The organism is Pseudomonas sp. PB120, assembly GCF_009761815.1.
Lineage (GTDB): Bacteria > Pseudomonadota > Gammaproteobacteria > Pseudomonadales > Pseudomonadaceae > Aquipseudomonas.
On the sequence record NZ_RWIN01000159.1, the window covers coordinates 1 to 5,086 of the forward strand.

The 5,086-nt window shown below is 61.8% G+C and carries 5 protein-coding genes; all 5 read right to left on the reverse strand.

Going from position 1 to position 5,086, the window contains the following annotated elements; translation table 11 throughout:
* Positions 1-313: aldehyde dehydrogenase family protein (locus EJA72_RS28730; protein WP_157715239.1), on the reverse strand; the 313-nt coding region annotated here is incomplete at its 3' end.
* A 158-nt stretch (positions 314-471) separates the two neighbouring features.
* Positions 472-2,010, reverse strand: coding sequence for an APC family permease (locus tag EJA72_RS28735; RefSeq protein ID WP_157715240.1), 1,539 nt, complete (start codon positions 2,008-2,010; stop codon positions 472-474).
* A 161-nt stretch (positions 2,011-2,171) separates the two neighbouring features.
* Positions 2,172-3,212: a DUF3445 domain-containing protein gene (locus EJA72_RS28740; RefSeq protein WP_157715241.1), complete on the reverse strand. Its 1,041-nt coding sequence runs from the start codon at positions 3,210-3,212 to the stop codon at positions 2,172-2,174.
* A 17-nt stretch (positions 3,213-3,229) separates the two neighbouring features.
* The gene (locus tag EJA72_RS28745; protein WP_157715242.1) at positions 3,230-4,198 is read right to left on the reverse strand and encodes a PDR/VanB family oxidoreductase; all 969 of its coding nucleotides are present in this window, start codon (positions 4,196-4,198) and stop codon (positions 3,230-3,232) included.
* Positions 4,195-4,797 carry a dimethylamine monooxygenase subunit DmmA family protein gene (locus EJA72_RS28750; protein WP_157715243.1) on the reverse strand — a complete coding sequence of 201 codons (603 nt, stop codon included), beginning with the start codon at positions 4,795-4,797 and terminating at the stop codon, positions 4,195-4,197. Before EJA72_RS28750 ends, EJA72_RS28745 begins: the two co-directional genes overlap by 4 nt.
* Positions 4,798-5,086 lie beyond the last annotated feature (289 nt).

A 5,086-nucleotide genomic window follows, 5' to 3' on the forward strand; every position in this document is an offset into this window, starting at 1 on the left:
CAATCGCCGGGATCTCGTCGTTCAGCGCCGCGGTGTAGGGCTTGCCGCAGTTGTCCGATTCCAGCTTGGCCAGCTCTTCGCCGTGGGCTTCGATGGCGTCGGCGAGTTTGAGCAGCAACAGCGAACGTTCTTTCGGCGGGGTTTGCGACCAGCTGTCGAACGCCGCATCGGCGGCGCGCACGGCGGCATCGACCTGGGCTTCGCTGGCTTCGTTGATTTCCACCAGCACGCTGCCGAGGGCCGGGTTGAACACCGGTTGGGCGGGGCCTTCGCCGTCGAGCAGCCGGCCGTTGATCAAGAGTTTGGTTTGCATGGCGTAGTCCTTGTTAAAGCAATTCTTGTGTTGAAACCGATCCCTGTAGGAGCGAGCTCGCTCGCGAAGAACCCGAGGGCGCCGCGTTGATTCAGGCAGCCCTCGTCATCGTTAACGACCATCGCGAGCAGGCTCGCTTCTACAAAAGATCAATGTTGTCAGATCGTTGATTTACTCAGCGTCGCGCCAGAAACACCCGGCGCCTTGGCCAACGGTTTCGAGAATTTCCACGCATCCCCGGCCGGTGCCGTGCCTTTGTCGTAAGGCTTGCCCAGCAGCATGTAAACCAGGCCCGCGCCCATCACCACCAGGGTGGTCAGGATCATCGAGTAGTTGATGAACCACGGTGCATCCGGCGAACGCGGCCAGACCATGTTGGTGATCGCGCACAGGCCATAGATCAACGCCGCGACGTTCACCCACAAGCCCCACGCACCCAGGGTGAATTGCCCGTTCGGGCGCCAGCCCTTGGCGCGGGCGATCAATGCGGCGATGACGATCAGCTGGAAGGCGACGTAAATGCCGATCGCAGCGAAGCCGACGATGGTCGCCACGGCATCGGCCATGAACATGCCCAGGCAGACGATTGCCGCCGGCACCAGACCGCTGATCAGCAGCGCGAACGACGGCACGTGGTTGCCCGACAGGCGTTTGAGCAGCGAACTGCCGATGATCATTTCGTCACGGGCATACGCAAACAACAGACGGCTCGCCGCCGCTTGCAGGCTGAGCACGCAAGAGATGAACGAGACCATCACCACCGCCATCACCAGGCGCGAACCGACCGGGCCGAACGCATTGGCCAGGATGGTGGCTACGGGGTCGGTGTCTTCACCGGCCAGGACCTTGGCCATGTCCGGCACCGAGAGGATCAGTGCCAGGCAGGCGAACATCGCCGCTGCGCCACCGATGTAGATGGTCATGCGCATGGCTTTCGGAATGCGCTTGCCCGGGTTCGGGGTTTCTTCGGCGACATCGCCGCAGGCCTCGAAACCGTAGTACTGGAACAGCCCCGCCAGCGATGCCGCGAGGAACGCCGGCAAGTACGAGCCGTTGACCTGAAGGTTAAACGTGTCGAATAGCACGCTGAACGGCTGGTGACGTTCGAAGATCAGCAAGTAGCCGCCGACCAGGATCGCTCCGACCAGTTCGCAGAGAAAGCCGAACATCGCCACCCGTGCCAACAGTTTGGTGCCCACCAGGTTCAGTGCGGTCGAGAGCAGGATGATCGTCAGGGCGATGTAGATATTGGCCTCGGCGCCGGGTTGGAAACCCAGCAAAATCGCCAGGTACGGCCCGGCACCCACGGCGACCCCGGCGATGGTAGCGCACAAGGCCCACGCATACACCCAGCCGACCATCCACGCCCAGCGCTTGCCCACCAGGCGACGCGCCCATGGGTAGACGCCACCGGAGATCGGGAACTGCGAAACGATTTCGCCGAAGATCAGGCACACCAGCAGTTGGCCGGCGCCGATCAGCAGGTAGGACCAGAACATCGGGGGGCCGCCTGCAGCCAGGCACAGGCCGAACAGGGTGTAGACGCCCACGACCGGCGACAGGTAGGTAAAGCCCAGGGAGAAGTTCTCCCACAGGCTCATGGTGCGATTGAAGTCCGAACTGTAGCCGAGGGCGCGGAGCTGTTCCGCATCCTGATCGGCGCTGACGCTTGCACGCGCGTTGGTTGAGCCACTCATGTTATTTCCTCATTATCAATGGCAGTGGATTAATGCTGGCGGGTTGGTGTGGCGAGGGAGCTTGCTCCCGCTTGAGTGCGTAGCACTCACAAATAGGCATCGCTGCCAACGTTTTGGGGCCGCTACGCAGCCCAGCGCGAGCAAGCTCGCTCGCCACAGAATCAGGCGTGTTTTTTGGATTCGTTGTCACGCCCGTCGTCGTACTGCGACAGCCACTCCACCGCCGCATCGCGGTAGCGGCTGAAGCCTTTGTAATCGACCAGTTGCTGATTCAAGTCGCGCAATACGCGGTGCATGCGTCGAGCCCACGCCGGGTTGGTGGCGATGTCTTCGAGGCTGAGCAGGTAAGTGCGAATCGGGAAGACAATGGCGTTACTGCGCGGCAGGCGATGCAGCGGCTGCAACTCGATGCGCAGGTAAACCAGCTTGCCGGCGTTTTCGGCGGTCACGATGGTCCGGTCCGGCGCCCATTCCGGCAGGCTTTCCGCCGAGACTTCCAGGCGCGGGTTCACGGTCAGCGACCAGTTCAGGCGACGCACCGGGTGGCCGGTGCGCAGGCGCAGCAGGAACTTCAGGGCGCGGTCGAGCATGCCGATTTCTTTCACCAGCGGCACCGGCCCGTGGAACTCTTCCCAGCTCATGCCCAGGTTAAAGCGCAACGAGTAATCGGCCCGTTGGGTCGCAATCCCGGCGCCCCAGTACAGCGTGCCGTCGCGTTCCTCTTGCAGCACCCAGTCACCCTGGGCTTGACGGGTCACGTATTCCATTGGCTCGTAGGGCAGGGTGGACGGGTCGCCGAACGTGAAGTGGTCGTCAATGTCCAGCAGGCGGTTGGTCCAATGCCATTCCCGACCTTCCCGCGCGAGAGTGAAATATTGCGGGTAGTCCCGGGCGTAGGACTCCATGATCAGCTCAAGCAAATCCCACTGCGCCTCCATCATGTGCGGCGCCGAGACGTAGTGCATGCCCGGGTCTTTCTCGAGGGTGATTGCCCGGTCCCGGCATTCGCTGATGTAGTGCTCGTCAATGTCGAAGGCGGCGCGGAAAGCGCCATCGCCCACCGACACGTGCGGCTCCAGGTTCATCGAGTACATGTAGTCATCGTCGGGGAACGGGAAGGGCGCGCGCGCGATGGTCTCCGGGCTGTTGGCGAAGGTGTAGTCGTCGCGGTAGGTTTCGTCGGGATTGAATTTGATATTCATTGTTATGTCTCCGTCGATCAGAGGTCGATGACCAGGCGATTGCACTTGGCGCGGGATACGCAGGGCATGATTTTTTTGCGGCTGGTTTTGTCTTCGTCGGACAACCAGTCATCGCTGTGCAGAAGCTCGCCGTCGAGCTCCAGTACGTCGGTTTCGCAATGACCGCAGGCACCGCCACGGCACAGGTAGGGCATGGTGAAACCGGCGGCTTCGACGGCTTCGAGCATGGTCTGGTCGGGCGACACCTCGATGGTGGTGCCGCTGCGGCCCAGGGTGAAACTGAAGGCTTCGCCGCCGCTGCTTTGTTCGAGGAAGCGTTCAAAATGCACGTGGCTGTCAGTCCAGCCCAGGTCACGGGCGCAGGCCAGCGTGGCGTCGATCATGCTGTCCGGGCCGCACGCATAGACGTGGCTGCCCAGCGGGCGGTCGGCCAGAATCCGGCCAATGTCCATCCGCGCTTCAATGCCTTTGCGGTACAGGTGGACGTGCTCGCCGTAGGTGGCCTGTAGCTCTTTGCCGATGTGCGCATGTTCTTCGCCGCGCACCGCGTAATGCAGTTCGAACGGAACCTTGCTCAGGCGCAATTCTTCCAGCTGGGAAATCACCGGCGTGATGCCGACGCCGCCGGCGATAAAGATGTGCAGCCGCGCCTGCTTGATCAGCGGGAACAGGTTGACCGGTGGCGTGACCTCGATCAGATCGCCCTCGCCAACATTGTCATGCAGCGAGACCGAGCCGCCGCGACCGCTGTCCACGCGGCGCACGGCAATCTGATAACTGCTGGTGTCGTACGGCGAACTGAGCAGCGAGTAGGGGTTGCGCAACGTGTTGTGCTGATTGGCGATCAACACCACGACATGGCTGCCGCCGGAGAACGCCGGCAGGTGCGCACCGGTCGGCGAGACCAGGGTGAAGCGCTTGATTTCCGGGGTCACCGCTTCGATTCGGGCCACCCGTAGATTCAACGTCCCATTGTTCTGGCTCATGTGTCGAGCTCCTCGGCTTCTGGCAATTCACCCGGTACTTCGGCATCGGCCTTCACGGCTTGAAAGGCCGCCAGTCGCCGGGAATAGTGGTCGCGCACCACCAGCGTCAGGCCGCAGCCCGGGCAGTCGTAAACGCGTTGAGTGACGTTTTCGGTGTAGGTGTCGCAGTGCACGCACCAGACCCGGCGAACGAGGGTGCCGGAGTGTTCGCGCAGCACTTCGTCGCGGTTCAGGTCGAACTGCGTCGCCACCTGCATCGCCGTGCCGAGGAAGCTTTCCGAACCGGCGAGGTAAAGGCGGGTGCCCATGCGTGCGTCGCCGAGCAGGGTCTTGAGCGCGTCGATCAGCGAGTGATTCGTCGCGTGCACATCCAGCGGGTGCTCACGGTGCTGCTGCAATTGGGTGAGGTAGTCCTGGCCGGAAAAGGATTCCAGGGAGTAGAGCAGGGTGATCGGGCGATCCACACCGGCCAGATCCTCCAACAGACGCAACATGGCCTGACCGCCACTACCTTGCCCGACAATGATGTGCCGCAGGCCTCCCGGCAGGGGCTGCAACCGGTCATAGACCGGCCGGCTTTTGATCCCGGTGATCAACATTTTTATTATTCCTCCTGGCTATCGGCTCGGCTGATGGAAGCCGGCTCAGATGCAAAGCCCAACGATGATGGGTTGCCGATAGCAGGAGCACAGGTCGTGCCAGATATCTAAAGTGCTGTATTTAAAGGGGTTTGTTTGATTTGCGGCGCGCAATGCAGGCAGAAATAACATGATGTGTAGGCGTTTTTGCAGCGCTTCCCATCATCCCTACACAAAACCCTGTGGGAGCGAGCCTGCTCGCGATAGCGGTCTGGCAGTCAGCATTGATGTGACTGTCATACCGCTATCG